At 67.8% G+C, this 14,363-nt stretch carries 14 protein-coding genes and 1 pseudogene; 8 read left to right on the plus strand and 7 right to left on the minus strand.

The features are described from left to right. Positions 1 to 171: 171 nt before the first annotated feature. Entirely contained in the window at positions 172 to 1,098 is a 927-nt protein-coding gene (locus AB3M82_RS12150; protein WP_412958201.1) for a 5'-3' exonuclease, read from the plus strand. A gap of 42 nt (positions 1,099 to 1,140) precedes the next feature. Here the strand turns inward: AB3M82_RS12150 and AB3M82_RS12155 are convergent, their stop codons facing one another. After that, positions 1,141 to 2,127 (minus strand): PHP domain-containing protein, encoded by a 987-nt coding sequence (locus AB3M82_RS12155; protein WP_412958202.1) that lies wholly within the window; start codon positions 2,125 to 2,127, stop codon positions 1,141 to 1,143. Between the two features lie 7 nt (positions 2,128 to 2,134). After that, complete coding sequence (trpD, locus tag AB3M82_RS12160) at positions 2,135 to 3,199, minus strand: anthranilate phosphoribosyltransferase (RefSeq protein ID WP_412958203.1); 1,065 nt, start codon at positions 3,197 to 3,199, stop codon at positions 2,135 to 2,137. Between the two features lie 192 nt (positions 3,200 to 3,391). Here trpD and ctaE point away from each other — a divergent pair, with 192 nt between their 5' ends. From ctaE to AB3M82_RS12190, 6 genes and pseudogenes are all read left to right on the plus strand, one after another. Next, positions 3,392 to 4,045, plus strand: a complete 654-nt coding sequence (gene ctaE, locus AB3M82_RS12165) for an aa3-type cytochrome oxidase subunit III (RefSeq protein WP_412958204.1) — start codon at positions 3,392 to 3,394, stop codon at positions 4,043 to 4,045. Between the two features lie 20 nt (positions 4,046 to 4,065). Continuing rightward, positions 4,066 to 4,869 carry a cytochrome bc1 complex diheme cytochrome c subunit gene (gene qcrC, locus AB3M82_RS12170; protein WP_412958205.1) on the plus strand — a complete coding sequence of 268 codons (804 nt, stop codon included), beginning with the start codon at positions 4,066 to 4,068 and terminating at the stop codon, positions 4,867 to 4,869. Between the two features lie 36 nt (positions 4,870 to 4,905). After that, positions 4,906 to 5,982 carry a cytochrome bc1 complex Rieske iron-sulfur subunit gene (qcrA, locus tag AB3M82_RS12175; RefSeq protein ID WP_412958206.1) on the plus strand — a complete coding sequence of 359 codons (1,077 nt, stop codon included), beginning with the start codon at positions 4,906 to 4,908 and terminating at the stop codon, positions 5,980 to 5,982. After that, on the plus strand, positions 5,979 to 7,799 hold the full coding sequence (gene qcrB, locus AB3M82_RS12180; RefSeq protein ID WP_412958207.1) for a cytochrome bc1 complex cytochrome b subunit: 1,821 nt from the start codon (positions 5,979 to 5,981) through the stop codon (positions 7,797 to 7,799). The genes qcrA and qcrB overlap by 4 nt, the downstream gene beginning before the upstream one ends. Positions 7,800 to 7,867: 68 nt before the next feature. Next, a pseudogene (locus AB3M82_RS12185) lies at positions 7,868 to 8,086 on the plus strand (Rid family hydrolase); the annotation flags it as partial. A gap of 73 nt (positions 8,087 to 8,159) precedes the next feature. Next, complete coding sequence (locus AB3M82_RS12190; RefSeq protein WP_412958208.1) at positions 8,160 to 8,585, plus strand: rhodanese-like domain-containing protein; 426 nt, start codon at positions 8,160 to 8,162, stop codon at positions 8,583 to 8,585. A 58-nt stretch (positions 8,586 to 8,643) separates the two neighbouring features. Here AB3M82_RS12190 and AB3M82_RS12195 read toward each other — a convergent pair whose 3' ends face one another. The 5 genes from AB3M82_RS12195 to AB3M82_RS12215 all read right to left on the minus strand — a co-directional run bounded on the left by AB3M82_RS12195 (position 8,644) and on the right by AB3M82_RS12215 (position 13,686). Next, on the minus strand, positions 8,644 to 9,078 hold the full coding sequence (locus AB3M82_RS12195; protein WP_412958209.1) for a cytochrome c oxidase subunit 4: 435 nt from the start codon (positions 9,076 to 9,078) through the stop codon (positions 8,644 to 8,646). Between the two features lie 3 nt (positions 9,079 to 9,081). Then, positions 9,082 to 10,815 carry an aa3-type cytochrome oxidase subunit I gene (gene ctaD, locus AB3M82_RS12200; protein ID WP_412958210.1) on the minus strand — a complete coding sequence of 578 codons (1,734 nt, stop codon included), beginning with the start codon at positions 10,813 to 10,815 and terminating at the stop codon, positions 9,082 to 9,084. Between the two features lie 3 nt (positions 10,816 to 10,818). After that, positions 10,819 to 11,715: an aa3-type cytochrome oxidase subunit II gene (ctaC, locus tag AB3M82_RS12205; RefSeq protein WP_412958211.1), complete on the minus strand. Its 897-nt coding sequence runs from the start codon at positions 11,713 to 11,715 to the stop codon at positions 10,819 to 10,821. 96 nt (positions 11,716 to 11,811) lie between these two features. Further along, a complete protein-coding gene (gene erpA / locus AB3M82_RS12210; RefSeq protein WP_412958212.1) occupies positions 11,812 to 12,174 on the minus strand; it encodes an iron-sulfur cluster insertion protein ErpA in 363 nt (120 codons plus the stop codon). 102 nt (positions 12,175 to 12,276) lie between these two features. Next, positions 12,277 to 13,686, minus strand: coding sequence for a dipeptidase (locus tag AB3M82_RS12215; protein ID WP_412958213.1), 1,410 nt, complete (start codon positions 13,684 to 13,686; stop codon positions 12,277 to 12,279). Positions 13,687 to 13,733: 47 nt separating this feature from the next. Between AB3M82_RS12215 and AB3M82_RS12220 the strand changes: the two genes are divergently transcribed. Continuing rightward, positions 13,734 to 14,306: a DUF3043 domain-containing protein gene (locus tag AB3M82_RS12220; RefSeq protein WP_412958214.1), complete on the plus strand. Its 573-nt coding sequence runs from the start codon at positions 13,734 to 13,736 to the stop codon at positions 14,304 to 14,306. Positions 14,307 to 14,363: the final 57 nt, after the last annotated feature.

Below are 14,363 nucleotides of genomic sequence, written 5' to 3' on the forward strand. Positions count from 1 at the left end.
GCGCACGGCCGACAGGATGCTTCACAGCGGGTGGATTTGATGTGATCGTCACGAGCGCATGCAAGTGCACGCCACGAGTGACACTTCAGATTATCAGAAGTTCGGATGCTGCGACAGCGGTCCCGCGAGGGCACACCGCGCCGTGTCGGGGGTGCATGCCAGACTGTCCCCGTGACCGATCGCCTCATGCTGCTCGACACCGCAAGCCTCTACTTCCGGGCGTTCTACGGCGTGCCGGACAGCGTCAAAGCGCCCGACGGCTCGCCCGTGAACGCGGCCCGCGGTCTGCTCGACATCATCGCGAAGCTCGTCTCGACCTACGCGCCGACGCACCTGGTCGCGTGCTGGGACGACGACTGGCGCCCCCAGTGGCGCGTCGATCTGATCCCCAGCTACAAGACGCACCGGGTGGTCGAGGTCGTCGCCGGGGCTCCGGACGTCGAAGAGGTGCCCGATCCGCTCGAGGCCCAGATCCCGCTCATCCGCCAGACGCTCGATCTGCTCGGCATCCCGATCGTCGGCGTCGCCGAGCACGAGGCGGACGATGTGATCGGCACCCTGGCGACGCGTTCTCCCCTGCCGGTCGACATCGTCACCGGCGACCGCGACCTGTTCCAGCTCGTCGACGACGCCCGGGACGTCCGCGTCATCTACACGGCGCGCGGCATGAGCAACCTCGAGGTCGTGACCGACGCGACGGTGGTCGCCAAGTACGGGGTCCTCCCCCAGCAGTACGCGGACTTCGCGACGATGCGCGGCGACGCGTCCGACGGCCTGCCCGGCGTCGCCGGTGTGGGCGAGAAGACGGCGGCGACGCTGTTGCAGGCCCACGGAGATCTCGCCGGCATCCGCGACGCCGCCGAGGCGGGGGAAGGCATGAGCGCGGGCGTCCGCGCGAAGATCCTGGCGGCGGCTCCGTACCTCGACGTCGCACCGACGGTCGTCGCCGTCGCCACCGATCTCGACATCGCGGTGCCGGACACGCGTCTCGGGAACCTCGACGACGCGACGCTCGCACGGGCCGCGGAGCTCGCGGAGAAGTGGAATCTCGGCACGTCGATGACTCGTGCGCTCACCGCGATCGCGGCCGTCGCCTGACGCTGCCGCCCCGCAACACCCCCGGCACTCGCCCGGCGATGATCACTCGGCCCAGGCCAGGAGCCGTTCGAGTCCCCACGTCGTGACGATCCGGGAAGCGGGCACGCCCGCCCGCTCCGCACGCTCGGCGCCGTGATCCAGGAGCGAGAGCTGCCCGGGCGCGTGCGCGTCCGAGTCGATCGAGAAGAGGCAGCCGGCCGCCAACGCGACGGCGATCAGCTCGTCCGGGGGGTCCTGTCGCTCGGGACGCGAGTTGATCTCGACGGCGACGCCGTTCTCCGCACAGGCGGCGAAGACGGCGGCCGCGTCGAACTCGGACTGCGGTCGCGTTCCCCGGTCCCCCTGCACCAGGCGGCCCGTGCAGTGCCCCAGAACGTTGACGCGCGGATGCGCCACCGCGGCGAGCATCCGCTTCGTCATGGAGCGAGCGTCCATGCGGAGTTTGGAATGGACGGAGGCCACGACGATGTCGAGCTCGCCCAGCAGGGAGTCCTCCTGATCCAGCGTGCCGTCCTCGAGGATGTCGACCTCGATCCCCGCGAGAAGGGTGAACCCGTCCCCCGACTCGGCACGGACGAGCGGCATCTGCTCCCGCAGGCGCTCGGCCGACAGGCCGCGAGCCACGCGAAGACGCGGCGAGTGATCCGTGATGGCCTGGTACTCGTGCCCGAGCGCCCGGGCCGCCGCCGCCATGACGCCGATCGGCGTCGTCCCGTCGGACCAGTCGGTGTGCGCGTGCAGGTCGCCGCGCAACCGAGCACGGAGCTCCGACGCGATCTCCGGCTCGACGTCTCCGCGTAGCTCGACGAGGTACTCGGGCACCCGCCCGTCCTGGGCCTGTCGGATGACGGCGAAGGTCGACTCGCCGATCCCTCGGCTCGCACGCAGACGGGTCGGATCCGACCGCACGTCGTCCGGCAGGGACTGGAAGGTCGCCGCTGCCTGGCGGAAGGCCTTCGCGCGGTAGCGGGACGCCCGCTCCCGCTCCAGCAGCGAGGCGATCTCCAGCAGCGCGTCGACCGGGTCCATCGTCGCCCTAACTCGCCGCGAGCTCGCGGCTCGCGCCGATCCACTCGTCGAGCTTCGCCGCCGCGCGTCCGTCGTCCACGGCCGCCGCCGCGCGCTCGTACCCGCTGCGCAGACGCTCGAGGATCGGGTACTGCACCTGACCGGCGTCCTGCGCCAGCTCGAAGGCGACGATGCCGGCTGCGGCGTTGAGGAGCACGATGTCGCGCACCGCCCCCGCCTCTCCGGAGAGTGTGCGCCGCAGCACCTCGGCGTTGTGCTCCGGCGACCCGCCGATCAGCTCCGAGAGGTCGGCGATGCGGATGCCGAGGTCGCGGGGATCCAGATCGTGCTCGTGCACGTCGCCGCGGGTGACCTCCCAGATGCGACTGTGGCCCGTGGTGGTCAGCTCGTCGAGCCCGTCGTCGCCGCGGAAGACGAGCGCGGTCGCACCCCGGGTGCGGAACACGCCGGTGATGAGGGGAACGCGTTCCATCTGGGCCACGCCCACGGCGTTGGCCTCCGCCCGCGCCGGGTTGCAGAGGGGCCCGAGCATGTTGAACACCGTCGGCACGCCGAGCTGCGCACGGACGGCGCCCGCGTGGCGGAAACCGGGGTGGAAGGCCCCCGCCCAGGCGAACGTGATCCCTGTGCGGTCGAGGATGGAGGCGACGGATTCCGGATCCAGCGACAGCTCGAGACCGAGCGCCCCGAGCACGTCGGAGGAGCCGGAGGACGAACTCGCCGCGCGGTTGCCGTGCTTCACCACGGGGATGCCCATCGCGCCGATGATGATCGCGGCCGTGGTGGAGACGTTCACCGTTCCGACGCGGTCGCCGCCGGTGCCCACGATGTCCAGGACATCCGGCGAGACGGGAAGCGGCACCGCCGCTTCGAGGATGGCGTCGCGGAAGCCGACGATCTCGTCGATCGTCTCGCCCTTAGCCCGCAGTGCGATGAGGAAGCCCGCCAGCTGCGCCTCGGTCACGTCCCCGCGCATGATCTGTCGCATGGCCCATGTCGATTCCCAGACGCTGAGGTCACGGCGCTCCAACAGAGAGGTGAGCACATCGGACCAGGTCAGGGTTTCAGCCATGTGTGCGATCCTATCCGCGCCCGGAAATGCTCCCGCACCCTCCTGTTCCTCCGTCCTCTCGCGCCCAGCCGCGGTTTCCCGCGGATTCACCGAGGATTCGCAGTGTTTTCTTAGGGTCCCCTAACCCGGACCGAGGCGAATCGAAGGTCGCGGGTGCAAGAATCACCCCCGGGAATCGGCCATAATGGAACGGTGACGACCTCAGCGACGTATGCCCCGGCGGCGAGAACCATCAAGCGGCCCAACCCGGTAGCTGTCGGCACCATTGTGTGGCTCGGCAGTGAAGTGATGTTCTTCGCGGGACTCTTCGCGATCTACTTCACCCTCCGCAGCACCTCCCCCGAGCTGTGGGCCGACCGCACGGAGCTGCTGAACGTCCCGTTCGCCTTCGTGAACACGGCCATCCTGGTCCTCTCCTCGTTCACGTGCCAGATGGGCGTCTTCGCCGCCGAGGATCTGCAGCCGTACCGCATCGCGAAGGGCCAGAAGAACGGCGCAGGACGCCGTCGCCTGTTCGGCTGGGGCATGGTCGAGTGGTTCTTCCTCACCTTCGCTCTCGGCGCGATCTTCGTCTCCGGTCAGGTGTGGGAGTACGCGCAGCTGGTCGCCGAGGGCATGCCCATCAATGCGGACTCGTACGCCTCCGCGTTCTACCTGACGACCGGCTTCCACGCCCTGCACGTCACCGGCGGCCTCATCGCGTTCCTCCTCGTCATCGGCCGCGCATACGCCGTCAAGAATTTCCGGCACAAGGAGGCGACCTCCTCGATCGTGGTGTCCTACTACTGGCACTTCGTCGACGTCGTCTGGATCGTGCTGTTCGTCGTTATCTACTTCCTGAAATAAGAGCGGAGCTGATCCCCGAGATGGCACGAGAGAAGAAGCGCCGTTCTGGCGGTCGTCGCAGCCCCCTGGCAGCGGCGGCCCTGATCGGAGCAGGCCTGATGATCACCGGTGCGGTCTATGCCGGCGCGTCCGCGGCCTTCGCTGCGACCGACACGCAGACCGCAGCGGCCACGCAGCTCACGGTGGAGGACGGCGAGAAGCTGTTCCAGGCCAACTGCGCCACCTGTCACGGCCTCGACCTGCAGGGCACGCCGAACGGCCCGAGCCTCTACGGCGTGGGCGAGCTGGCCGTGGAGTTCCAGGTGTCCACCGGACGCATGCCGCTGCAGATGCAGGGTCCGCAGGCCCCGCAGAAGGAGCCGCAGTTCACCGAGGAGCAGGTCCTCGCGATGTCGGCCTACGTGCAGTCGGAGGCCCCCGGCCCGACCTTCCCGGAGGAGCGGATCCTCGACGGAGAGGGCGACGTCTCCCACGGCGCCGAGCTCTTCCGCGTCAACTGCGCGATGTGCCACAACGTCGCCGCCGCCGGTGGTGCTCTCACCGAAGGCAAGTACGCGCCGTCGATCAAGGAGACGAGCGCGCTCCACATCTACGCCGCCATGGTCACCGGCCCGCAGAACATGCCCGTCTTCGGCGACATGAACCTGTCGGACGAGGACAAGCGCGACATCATCTCGGCGCTGCTCTTCCAGCAGCAGTCCGTGCAGCCCGGAGGCTTCGACCTCGGCTCTCTCGGACCGGTCTCCGAGGGCCTGTTCGTCTGGATCTTCGGCATCGGCGCTCTCGTCGCCATCACCGTGTGGATCACGGCGAAGTCCAACTGACGCTTATTCATCGAAGAGGAACGTACGAGGAGCACCATGGCACACGACGACGACTCGCAGGCTCTTGACAGGGCCTACCAGCCCTCTCCGGGGCTGGGCGTCGCAGTCAGCGACCCTGTGCAGAACCCGGGGCTGCCCCCGCACCGTGAGCGGATGACCGACAAGGACCCGCGCGTCGAGAAGACCGCGGTCCGCACCGTCTACACGCTGTTCTACCTGTCGCTCGCAGGCAGCATCTGGGCGGTCGCCGCCTACATGCTGTTCCCGATCGAGAGCGGCGCGCTCATCGACATCCGTCAGAACAACCTCTTCATCGGTCTGGGCATCGGTCTCGCGCTCTTGTCGCTCGGCCTCGGCGCCATCCACTGGGCGAAGGCCCTGATGTCCGACAAGGAGCACATCGAGCACCGGCACCCCACGCGAGGCAAGGACTCGACCCGCGAGGCGGCCGTCAAGGCCTTCGCCGATGCGAACGAGGAGTCCGGGTTCGGACGCCGCACGATGATCCGGAACTCGCTGTTCGCCGCCGTGGTCGCGTCGATCATCCCCGGCGTCACGCTGTTCCGCGGTCTCGCGCCGCACGCCACCCCGGACGACCCGCACGCCGGCGACCCCGTGCACCTGCTCAAGCACACGATGTGGGACGAGGGCATGCGCCTGGTGCGCGACCCCGACGGCACCCCCATCCGAGCGGCGGACGTCACCCTGGGATCGGCCTTCCACGTCATCCCCGCCGACCTGGCTGAACTGAGCCACCACGACGGATACCTCGAGGAGAAGGCGAAGGCCATCGTGCTGATGATGCGCCTGCGCCCCGAGCAGCTGATCGAGGCCGAGGACCGCAAGGACTGGTCGTACGACGGCATCGTCGCGTACTCGAAGGTCTGCACGCACGTCGGATGCCCCGTGGCCCTGTACGAGCAGCAGACGCACCACCTCCTCTGCCCCTGCCACCAGTCGCAGTTCGACGTGACGGACCACGCCAAGGTCATCTTCGGCCCGGCCGCGCGTCCGCTGCCTCAGCTGCCCATCACCGTCGACGACGAGGGATACCTCATCGCGCGGAGTGACTTCACCGAGCCCGTCGGCCCGAGCTTCTGGGAGCGCCATTGAGCACCGCAACGCTGTCCAAAGAGGACAAGGACACCAAGGCGCCCCTGGGCGGCCGATTCGTCGGCGCCGCGTCGAACTACATCGACGAGCGCACCAGCCTCTCCGGCTTCGTCAAGGAGCTCGGCCGCAAGATCTTCCCCGACCACTGGTCGTTCATGCTGGGCGAGATCGCGCTGTGGAGCTTCGTCGTCGTGTTCCTCTCGGGGACCTTCCTGACGTTCTTCTTCGAGGCATCCATGGTCGAGACGCATTACACCGGCGCGTACGCTCCGATGCGCGGCATCGAGATGTCCGCGGCCCTCGAGTCCACGCTGAACATCTCCTTCGATGTGCGCGGCGGTCTCCTCGTGCGTCAGATCCACCACTGGGCGGCTCTGGTCTTCATCGCCGGCATCGGTGTGCACATGCTCCGGGTGTTCTTCACCGGGGCGTTCCGCAAGCCGCGTGAGCTCAACTGGGTGATCGGCTTCCTGCTCTTCATCCTGGCTCTGGCCGAGGGCTTCACCGGCTACTCGCTCCCCGACGACCTGCTGTCGGGCAACGGCCTCCGCATCATCGACGGCATGGTCAAGGGCATCCCGCTGATCGGCACCTGGACGTCGTTCCTGCTGTTCGGCGGTGAGTTCCCCGGCACTGCGATCGTCGGCCGCCTGTACACGCTCCACATCCTGCTGCTGCCGCTGCTGGTGATCGCGTTCATCGCGGTGCACCTCATGCTGATGATCGTGAACAAGCACACGCAGTTCGCGGGCCCCGGCCGTACGAACGACAACGTCGTGGGCTACCCGATGATGCCGGTCTACATGTCCAAGATGGGCGGCTACCTGTTCATCGTGTTCGGCACCATCGTGCTGATCGCGACGTTCTTCCAGATCAACCCGATCTGGAACTACGGACCCTACGACCCGTCCCCGGTGTCGGCGGGAACGCAGCCCGACTGGTACATCGGCTTCGCCGACGGCGCGCTGCGTCTGGCACCGTCCAACTGGGACATCGTGTTCCTCGACCACACCTGGTCGTTCGGAATCCTCGCCCCTGTGGCGGTCCTGGGTCTGTTCATCGTGATCGTCGCGATCTACCCGTTCATCGAGGCGTGGATCACCGGCGACAGGCGCGAGCACCACATCGCCCAGCGTCCGCGTAACGCCGCGACCCGCACGGCCATCGGCGCTGCCGGAGTCATCTTCTACGCCGTGCTGTGGGCTGCCGCCTCGTCGGACCTCATCGCGACGCATTTCATGCTGACCATGGAAGGCGTCATCCACACGCTGCAGGCTCTGCTGTTCCTCGGCCCGATCATCGGCTACTTCGTGACGAAGCGCATCTGCCTCGCGCTCCAGAAGAAGGACCGCGAGATCGTGCTGCACGGCTTCGAGTCGGGTCGCATCGTGCGCCTCCCCGGTGGCGAGTTCATCGAGGTGCACCAGCCGGTCGACCAGTACGACCGTTGGAAGCTCATCGACGTCCCCGGGTACGAGCCGCTGGTCGTTCGTCCGAACGACAAGGGCCGCATCCCCTGGACCGAGAACCTGCGCTCGAGCCTGTCGCGCTGGTTCTTCGAGGATCGGATCGCTCCGCTCACGCAGGCCGAGGTCGAGGCTGCTGATGCGCATCAGCACCACGTGACGGCCCAGAACGATGAGGCCGAGGTCGCCGAGATCCAGGCCGCGCATGAGCGCGCCGGTGCTCCCGACGCCCCGCTCACCGCCAGCGAGGACCACGTCGACGAGACCCCGAACACCCCGAGCACGGTGATCGCCACCGAGCCGGCGAAGAGGCCGCGTCGGAAGAAGTCGGAGGACGAGGACGGCGAGTAGCCCGCTCCTCCCCCACACGAGACAGGCCCTGTCCCTCGGGACGGGGCCTTTCTCGTCGGCACGGCACACTCCATGCGGCCGGCGCCTCGCTGGACGACGTCATCAGCAGTCGCATCCTCGTGGCTTCTCCGAGGCGCGAGGATCTCGTCGCGGCCTGGGAGGTCGTCCGAGCCGCGTTCGGGGCACACGACTCCCCCAGCACGCTCCTGGGGGTGACTGCCCTCGGGTATCCGGATCAGTTGGTCGAGATTGAGACGGTCGCGGCCGTCACTGCCGCGGAGGGGTGAGAGTGGCAGGGATCATGTCCTCGGCGTCCGCCTGGCGACGGTGATTCCGTCCCGCCGCTTCTAGGCTGAGAGCATGATCGATCGTGCTGCCTTCTTCGCCACCAAGCTCGCCTGCGAGACCGACCCCAGTGACGTCCACGCGGCGGTGAGGGCCGGTGACGACGTCATCATCATCGATGTCCGCTCGGACGAGGCGTGGGCTCAGGGCCGCGTCGCCGGCGCCCGCCACATGCACTACAGCGAGATCCCCGCACGCGCCGCGGCCGAGATCCCTCTCGATGCCGATGTCGTGGTGTATTGCTGGAGCCCGGGCTGCAACGCCGGGGCCAAGGGAGCTCTGGCCTTCGCCGAGCTCGGCTACCGGGTTCGCGAGATGATCGGCGGCTTCGAGTACTGGGCGCGCGAGGGTTACCCGATCGAGGATGCCGAGGGCGTGCACCGGCGCCCGATCGATCCGTTGACCGGCGTCCCACGCATCCGCACACGCGCGCACGCCTGACCTGCGACGACGAAGAAGGCCCCGGGACGGATCCCGGGGCCTTCTCTCGTGAATACGGTCAGCGTGCGAAGTTGCCGCGGTAGTACTCGTAGACCCAGCCGATGATGGCGATGACGAAGATGCCCAGACCGATCGGCAGGAGGAAGTGTCCGACCGCAAGGCCGACGACGAAGACTCCGGCCGACGCGGCCAGGACGATCGGCCACCAGGACCAAGGGCTGAACTCGCCGAGCTCGGGGTCACCGTCGTCGATGTCTGCCGTCAGGATGTCCTCGGGCAGCTCACCGCCCTGCGCGTTGCGCGTCCGGTCGAGGTAGAAGGCCACCATCGCCCCCATGAACGCGGCGAAGAACAGCGCCACGGTTCCGACCCACTCGATCTGGTTGACCAGCGGGAGGGTGGGGTGGGCGAGGATGTTCCATCCGGTGTACACGACGCCGACGAGGGCGAAGAACGCCGTCAGCACCCACCAGAGAATGACATTGTCGCGCATGGTTCAGGAGACCTCTCGCTCGCCCGGAGCCGTCGTGGCGAACTCCGCGGCCTCGGGGTGGTTCAGGTCGAACGCGGGGCGCTCGCTCCGGATCCGCGGGATCGACGTGAAGTTGTGACGCGGCGGCGGGCAGGACGTCGCCCACTCGAGCGACGCGCCGTAGCCCCACGGGTCGTTGACCGTGACCTTCGGCGCCTTGCGGGCCGTGATCCACACGTTCAGGAAGAACGGCAGCATCGACGCGCCCAGGATGATCGCGCCGACCGTCGAGACCTGGTTCTGCCAGGTCCAGCCGTCCGCCTCGGAGTAGTCCGCATAGCGTCGCACCATGCCGTCCACGCCCAGCCAGTGCTGGATGAGGAAGGTCATGTGGAAGCCGATGAACAGCATCCAGAAGTGGAAGTAGCCGAGGCGCTCGTTCAGCATGCGTCCGGTCCACTTGGGCCACCAGAAGTAGAAGCCGGCGAACATCGCGAACACGACGGTGCCGAAGACGACGTAGTGGAAGTGGGCGACGACGAAGTACGAGTCGCTCAGGTGGAAGTCCAGCGGCGGAGCCGCGAGGATCACGCCGGTCAGACCACCGAACACGAACGAGACGAGGAAGCCGAGCGAGAACACCATCGGGGTCTCGAAGGTCACCGACCCTCGCCACATCGTGCCGATCCAGTTGAAGATCTTCACACCCGTCGGCACCGCGATGAGCATCGTCATCAGGGCGAAGAACGGCAGCAGAACTCCGCCCGTCACGTACATGTGGTGAGCCCACACCGCCACCGACAACGCGGCGATCGCGATCGTCGCGTAGACGAGCGTCTTGTAGCCGAAGATCGGCTTGCGGCTGAACACCGGGAAGATCTCGGAGACGATGCCGAAGAACGGCAGCGCGATGATGTAGACCTCGGGGTGGCCGAAGAACCAGAACAGGTGCTGCCACAGCAGGACGCCGCCGTTCTGCGGGTCGTAGATGTGAGCGCCCAGAACGCGGTCCGCGCCGGCCGCGAAGATCGCCGCTGCCAGGACCGGGAAGGCCATCAGGATCAGGAGGCTGGTGACGAGCGTGTTCCAGGAGAAGATCGGCATGCGCCACATCGTCATGCCCGGGGCGCGCATCGTGATGATGGTCGTGATGAAGTTCACGGCGCCGAGGATCGTGCCGAAGCCCGAGATGCCGAGCCCGAGCATCCACAGGTTCCCTCCGGCGCCCGGAGTGAACGTCGCGCTCGCGAGCGGCTGATAGGCGAACCACCCGAAGGATGCGGCGCCCTGCGGCGTGAGGAATCCGGCGACGGCGATGGTCGAGCCGAAGAGGAAGAGCCAGAAGGCGAAGGCGTTCAGTCGCGGGAACGCGACGTCCGGCGCGCCGATCTGCAGCGGCAGGATCGCGTTGGCGAAGCCGGCGAACAGCGGCGTCGCGAACATCAGCAGCATGATCGTGCCGTGCATCGTGAACAGCTGGTTGTACTGCTCCTTCGTCGGCACGATCTGCATGCCGGGCGCGAACAGCTCGGCGCGGATCACGAGGGCCATCACGCCGCCGAGGAGGAAGAACAGCACCGAGGCGATGAGGTACATGTACCCGATCGTCTTGTGGTCGGTGGAGGTGATCCACTTGACGACGATGTTGCCCTTCTGCTCCACGCGGGACGAGCTCATCAGAGCGGCCTGGCGCGGGGGCAGGGTGGTGGGGCGGGAGCGGTGCGCCTCGTCGGTGCGGGGGGCTTCAGTGGTCGACATGGCTTACTCCTCTCCTTCCTCGGAGTCGTTCTGCCCGGTCGTGCCGGGGTAGTTCGCGAGACGGTCGTACTCGTCCGTGATGTCGCCGGTGTTGCCCTGCTCCTGGAGGTCGCGGAGGTAGGCGTCGTATTCGTCCTGCTCGACGACCTTGACGTTGAAGAGCATCATCGAGTGGTACTCGCCGCAGAGCTCGGCGCACTTGCCGGCGTACTCCCCCACACGCGTGGGGATGAAGGACCACGAGTTGTCCTTGCCGATGTACATGTCCTTCTTGTACAGGAAGTCGATGATCCAGAAGGAGTGGATGACGTCGCGCGACTGCAGGTTGATCGTGACCTTCTGGTCGACCGGCAGCACCAGGGTCGGGAGCTGCGCCTGGTCGATGTTGCCGGCCGCGTCGGGCTGGGCCTGGATGCCCATCGTCCACACGGTGTCGTCGTCGGACTCGGCGTCGTACTGGAAGTCCCACGCCCACTGCTTCGCGATCGCGGTGATCTCGACGTCGGGGTCGTCCCACTTCGTCTCGATCTCGCTCTGGTCGCGAGCGGTGAAGAAGAACATGCCGAGCACCAGGATCAGCGGCACGATCGTGTAGAAGATCTCGATCGGCATGTTGTAGCGCATCTGCACCGGGAGGCCGGTCTGGCCCTTGCGGCGACGGTAGGCGATCGCCGCCCAGGCCATGAGGGCCCAGGTGATGACGCCGACGGCGAGCAGCACGATCCAGGAGTTGACCCAGAGCGAGGAGACCCGCTCGGTCTGGTTGGTGGCGGCGGTGCCGTCGTCTACGAAGCCGGGGAGGAACCCGTGCTGCTCGGCGGTGGTACATCCCGCCAGGGCCACGGCTGCCACGACTCCCAGAGGGAGTGCGGCCCAACGAAGGCGGCGTTTCGAGGGCACGATGCACCTTTCAGATTGCGGACAGGGCACACCCAAGTCTAGGGCAACCTCACACCTGATTCATGCCAACCACGCAGGTTGGCGAGGCGGTCCGGGTCAGTGGAAACTGTCGCCACAGGCGCAGCTGCCGGCGGCGTTGGGGTTGTCGATCGTGAAGCCCTGCTCCGAGATCGTGTCCTTGAAATCGATGGACGCGCCGTCGAGATACGGGACGCTCATGTTGTCGACGATGACTTCGACGCCGTCGAAGTCGACGGTCTCGTCGCCCTCGAGGAATCGCTCGTCGAAGTAGAGCTGGTAGATCAGTCCGGAGCATCCTCCGGGCTGCACGGCGACGCGCAGGCGCAGGTCGTCGCGCCCCTCCTGCTCGAGAAGGTTCTTCACCTTGGTGGCGGCCGCGTCGGTCAGGCTGACGCCGTGGGCGCGGGTGGTCTGTGAGGTCAGGGTGGTGTCGCTCATGTCGCTCCTTGTGACGGGCCGCACTCGCACGGCTTTGCTCTCCGATTCTACCGTCGCGGCGCGGGAACGAGGCGAGCCGCGGCAAAGCCGTGCGCGGTGGCCTCAGAGGGTCTGGCGCACCCCGTTCATGCGTGCCAGCAGGAGCGCCTCGGTCGCCACCGCCCGCCGGAACGTGTCGAGGTGCAGCGACTCATTCGGGCTGTGCGCACGCGAGTGCGGGTCCTCCACCCCGGTGACGAGGATCTGCGCCTCGGGGAACTCGCGGACGAGGTCGGCGATGAACGGGATCGATCCCCCCACCCCCAGGTCGACCGGAGCGACGCCGTAGGCATCGCGCATCGCGTCACGGGTCAGCGACACGGCCCATCCGGACGTGTCGACCAGGAAGCCGTCGCCCAGGTCGACGTCGGAGAACGTCAGCTCGGCCCCGAAGGGCGCGTGCTCGCGCAGGTGCCGCTCCAGGGCGTCGTAGGCCTCCTGGCCCGTCTGGCCGGGGGCGACGCGCGCGCTGATGACGACGGTCACCTCGGGGAGGAGCGTGTTGGATGCCGCGGCCACGCTCGTGGCGTCGATGCCGATCACGGTGACCGCGGGCTTGTTCCAGATGCGGCTCAGGATCGTGCCGTCGCCGATCGGCGAGGTTGCGGGGAGCAGTCCCGCCTCGTCGCGCAGGGTCGCCTCCGTGTACTCGGGCGTCGCGGCATCCCGATGCGTCATCCCCTCGACGGCCACGGACCCGTCGTCGTTCCAGAGCGTGGAGAGCAGCTTCACCGTGGTCATCATGGCGTCCGGCACCGCGCCGCCGAACATGCCGGAGTGCGAGGCGTGGGCGAGGGTCCGTACGCGCAGGGTGAAGCGCGCGTTGCCGCGGAGCGAGACGGTCAGCCCCGGCGTGACCGAATCCCAGTTGCCCGAGTCCGCCACCACGATGGCGTCCGCGCGCAGGGCGTCCTTGTTGTCGGAGAGGAACTGCGCGAACGACCGCGAGCCGTACTCCTCCTCCCCCTCGATGAACAGGGCGATCCCGAGATCGAGGTCGTCGCCGAGCACCTCCCCCACGGCGCGGATCGATGCGATGTGCGCCATGATCCCGGCCTTGTCGTCGGCGGCTCCGCGTCCGTAGAGGCGCCCGTCGCGCACGGTCGGCTCGAACGGAGGCGTCTCCCACAACGCGTCGTCCCCCGGGGGCTGCACGTCGTGGTGGGCGTACAGCAGGATGGTCGGCCGCCCGTTGCGGGCCGCGCGCGTGGCGAGCACGGCGGGTTGGCCCAGCTCTTCGGTCCCCGGGATGCCCGCGCGGAGGACGCGCACGTCGTCGAACACCCCGGTGCCGGTGGCGAGGGCGGCGACCGCCTCGGCGCTCCGCTCGAGCTGCGTCTGATCGAACGCCGGCCATGCCATGCCGGGGATGCGGACGAGTCGCCCGAGATCCGACAGCGCCGCGGGGTGACCCGTCGCCACCGCCTCCAGGATCTCCGGTTCGCGGATGGGGGGAATTGCAGGAGAGGTCATGCGAGTAATCTTAAGGCGATCCCTTTTTCCGTGAACCGAGGAACACCGTGGCCCCGACTCCAGCTTCCCCATCGACGAACGACGACGCGCCCGAGACGACCGCCGTCGGCAAGGGACGCCGGACGCCGACCCGCGCGGAACAGGAGGCGGCACGACGTCGCCCGCTCGTCGCGAACACCAAGGAGGCCAAGGCTGCCGCGCGCGCGGAGCTGAACGAGCGCCGTGCGCGAGCGCAGGCGGGCATGGCGGCCGGTGAGGACAAGTACCTCCCGGCTCGCGACAAGGGACCGCAGCGCCGGTGGGTGCGCGACTACGTGGATGCCGGCTGGCATCCCGCCGAGTTCGTCATGGCCGTCATGGTGCTCGTCATCCTCGCCACTCTCATCCCGGCGGGCAGCTACGTCGCGTTCTACGCCTACCTCGTGATGATGGCCTACCTCGTGATCGCGATCGGCGGCATGGTCCTGCTCGGCATGCGCGTCAAGCGGAAGGCCGCGGCGAAGTTCGGCAAGGAGCGCATGGAGCGGGGCCTCGGCTGGTACGCCGGGATGCGATCGCTGCAGATGCGCTTCATGCGCCTTCCGAAGCCCCAGGTCAAGCGCGGTCAGTACCCGGACTGATCTCCGTCCTACGAAAGACGCCTCGGAGCCGATGGGCCCGAGGCGTCTTTCGTCTGC

Source organism: Microbacterium californiense (assembly GCF_047246625.1).
GTDB lineage: Bacteria > Actinomycetota > Actinomycetes > Actinomycetales > Microbacteriaceae > Microbacterium.

Bases quoted from the DNA above. Each gene is read 5' to 3' on its own strand.
- qcrA (WP_412958206.1), top strand. From the start codon at position 4,906: ATGGCACACGACGACGACTCGCAGGCTCTTGACAGGGCCTACCAGCCC.
- ctaD (WP_412958210.1), bottom strand. From the start codon at position 10,815: ATGTCGACCACTGAAGCCCCCCGCACCGACGAGGCGCACCGCTCCCGC.
- AB3M82_RS12155 (WP_412958202.1), bottom strand. From the start codon at position 2,127: ATGGACCCGGTCGACGCGCTGCTGGAGATCGCCTCGCTGCTGGAGCGG.
- trpD (WP_412958203.1), bottom strand. From the start codon at position 3,199: ATGGCTGAAACCCTGACCTGGTCCGATGTGCTCACCTCTCTGTTGGAG.
- AB3M82_RS12195 (WP_412958209.1), bottom strand. From the start codon at position 9,078: ATGCGCGACAATGTCATTCTCTGGTGGGTGCTGACGGCGTTCTTCGCC.
- AB3M82_RS12215 (WP_412958213.1), bottom strand. From the start codon at position 13,686: ATGACCTCTCCTGCAATTCCCCCCATCCGCGAACCGGAGATCCTGGAG.
- erpA (WP_412958212.1), bottom strand. From the start codon at position 12,174: ATGAGCGACACCACCCTGACCTCACAGACCACCCGCGCCCACGGCGTC.
- AB3M82_RS12190 (WP_412958208.1), top strand. From the start codon at position 8,160: ATGATCGATCGTGCTGCCTTCTTCGCCACCAAGCTCGCCTGCGAGACC.
- qcrC (WP_412958205.1), top strand. From the start codon at position 4,066: ATGGCACGAGAGAAGAAGCGCCGTTCTGGCGGTCGTCGCAGCCCCCTG.